This is a genomic window from Xanthovirga aplysinae (genome assembly GCF_009711365.1).
Taxonomy (GTDB): domain Bacteria; phylum Bacteroidota; class Bacteroidia; order Cytophagales; family Cyclobacteriaceae; genus Xanthovirga; species Xanthovirga aplysinae.
Genome location: NZ_SMMB01000616.1, coordinates 1 through 2752 on the forward strand (window position 1 = coordinate 1; position 2752 = coordinate 2752).

Annotated in this window: 2 protein-coding genes; one reads left to right on the plus strand and one right to left on the minus strand. The window is 36.0% G+C overall.

What is annotated here, in order from left to right; genetic code table 11:
• Positions 1 to 460: O-acetyl-ADP-ribose deacetylase (locus tag E1171_RS03310; RefSeq protein WP_155204052.1), on the plus strand; the 460-nt coding region annotated here is incomplete at its 5' end.
• Between the two features lie 251 nt (positions 461 to 711).
• On the opposite strand, the gene E1171_RS03315 is transcribed toward E1171_RS03310, so the two are convergent.
• The gene (locus E1171_RS03315; RefSeq protein WP_155204054.1) at positions 712 to 2103 is read right to left on the minus strand and encodes an MBL fold metallo-hydrolase; all 1392 of its coding nucleotides are present in this window, start codon (positions 2101 to 2103) and stop codon (positions 712 to 714) included.
• Between the last annotated feature and the right edge of the window lie 649 nt (positions 2104 to 2752).

The following is a 2752-nucleotide window of genomic DNA, read 5'->3' on the forward strand; positions in this document are numbered from 1 at the left end:
TGTAAATGCAGCCAATTCTTCTCTTTTAGGTGGTGGTGGAGTTGACGGAGCCATTCATCGGGCAGGTGGTCCTAGCATATTAGAAGAGTGCAAAATTATTAAGGCCCAAAAAGGGGGATGCGAGACTGGGGAAGCAGTAATTACTACGGCAGGGAATCTTCCTGCCAGGTTTGTAATTCATACAGTTGGACCAATCTGGAAGGGAGGTAGCCAGGGAGAGGGTCAATTATTGGCCAATGCATACCGGAACAGCATGGAATTAGCAGTAAAGAAGCAACTAAAATCTATAGCTTTTCCAAACATTAGTACAGGAGTTTATGGTTTTCCCAAGGACCAAGCTGCGGAAATTGCAATCAAAACCATCAACAATTTTTTATTAAATGAAAAAGCCATAGAGAAAGTAGTTTTCATTTGTTTTGATCAAGAAAATTTCAACCTTTATTCCAATCGGATAGATTAAAATTATAGCAGTGACTTACCTAAGCTTATTCTAGTCACTTTCTCTCTATTCCTTCATAAGGAAAATAAACCCAAGAATAGAGAATTTTATAAATAGAATAGGAGAAGGACTGGAATTTCTGTGGCAAGAGAAATCAATTTTCCAAATTGATTTCAAGGCCAGCACCATAAAACCAGACCAATAAAAGAAAACTTAGTTAACAGAAAAACCAACCCTTGTTTAAACAATTATTGTTAGGAAAAAAATACAGATTACATGGATTTAGCTTCTTTTATATAAATCGGAAGATCTCCTTTTCCATGGATTTCATGAAAGCCTCCACGAATATTTTTTACCTGTAAAAAACCGGCCTTCTTAAGTATAGAAGAGGCTACCATGGAACGATAACCTTCTGAACAATGAACCATGTAACCTTTGTTCTTGTCTAGTTCACCATGCCTTTCTTGCAATTCATGCAATGGAATATGATGGGCTCCGATCACATGTCCTAAAAGCACTTCCTCTTCCGAGCGAACATCAAGAACCTTAAATCCTGAATCTATTAGATTTTTTAATTGGAGAACAGAAACGGACTCAACACTATGTAAAGGCTTACCTGCTTTATTCCATTCATCTACTCCATTTTTCAAATATCCCCTAATATTTTCGTATCCCAATCCTGCCAATCGTTTGATTACCTCTTCTTCTTCTCCTAGAGACGCTATCACTAAGAGAGGGTAATCAATCTCCAACAACGATCCCACCCAAAAATCATACTTACCTTTAAGGCCTATATTTACAGCTCCTTCAACAAAACCCTTTTCAAACTCCTGCGGGGTACGAGCATCTAATAAAAATACTCCTTTTTTAAGTTCTTTTTCAAATTCCTTAACACTTAGCGCCCTAACATTTTTCTTCACTACATTTTCCAATTGCTCATAACCTTGTCGGTTCATTTCTGCATCCTTAACATAATAGCGAAGAGGGTCTTGACGGTCTTCCATAATCTTCTCAATAAACTCCTCTTTACTCATAAACTGCAAAGCCTGATTATTTTGCCGTTGTTCTCCAATAGTGGTAAAATGCTCAGTTCCCAGTTTTTTCCCTCCATGCACAGATGGCCCATGAGCTGGATACACAATTACTGTATCTTCAAGGGATAATAACTTATGAAGAGAATCATACAACATCTCTCCCATTTCCCTAAATTGCTCTTCATCATGGATGGCTGCATCTGGCTTACCTACATCTCCCACTAAAAGGGTATCTCCTGTGAACACAGCATAATCATTACCCATATTATCGATCAACAAATAACAGGTAGATTCTATTGTATGCCCAGGTGTATGAATAGCTTTTATTTTTACATCCCCCAAATTAAAAATCTCATGGTCTTGTGCAACATAAACCGAATAGTCGGGCACCGCATGTGGCCCAAAAACGATGGTGGCTCCTGTTTTTTCGGCTAGATCTAGATGCCCGGAAATAAAATCCGCATGAAAATGAGTTTCAAACACGTATTTAATATGAGCACTTCTCTCCTCAGCTAAATTTATATAAGGGGTAATGTCTCTTAAAGGGTCTATAATTGCCACTTGTCCATCGGCTTCTACATAATATGCTGCTTCTTCTAAGCCCTCAGTATAGAATTGTTTTATAAACATATCTCACAAAATATTTAAGACCTTAAAAACTAATTTCTTCAACAATACACGCACTCAACACATGTTAAAACCCACATAAAAAGGTAAATATTTAAAAACACACCCCACCTATTTGTACTTATTTTTAACCATTAGACAACTGGAAGTTATATTGATATATTTATTATTAAAAAGAAGCCTACAATAAACCCCTATCCACCATAATTTTTCATTTTCAGAAAATTCAAAGGGCAAAATTATACTCATAAAAAATCAGTAGAAATAGCTAAACATTGACTTTTCAAAGACAGGCTCTACATGAAATAGGCTGATACTAATTTAACCTATCTCTGCTTTCATTTAGTTCACTTTTAAACTCAAGCCAAAATGAAATCTCAAATTTCCCATTAACCCATAACTATCTTGATTTTTTTAAAAAGAAAAAAGTATCTCAACTACTAGGCCTCTTCATTGCCCCACCTGGAATAAGATAGTCAAAACAAAATAATCATAAAAAAAAACAGTTTTTAGCCCCCTCACTTTCAAAAACATAGACCTCAAATGGGCTTTAAATGCAATTAAACCCTGTTTAAGAATTTTAATTTTTATAGTTTTTACCTACTTTTGTACCATTATCAGACACGGGTGTAGCTCAATTGGTAGAGTAGTG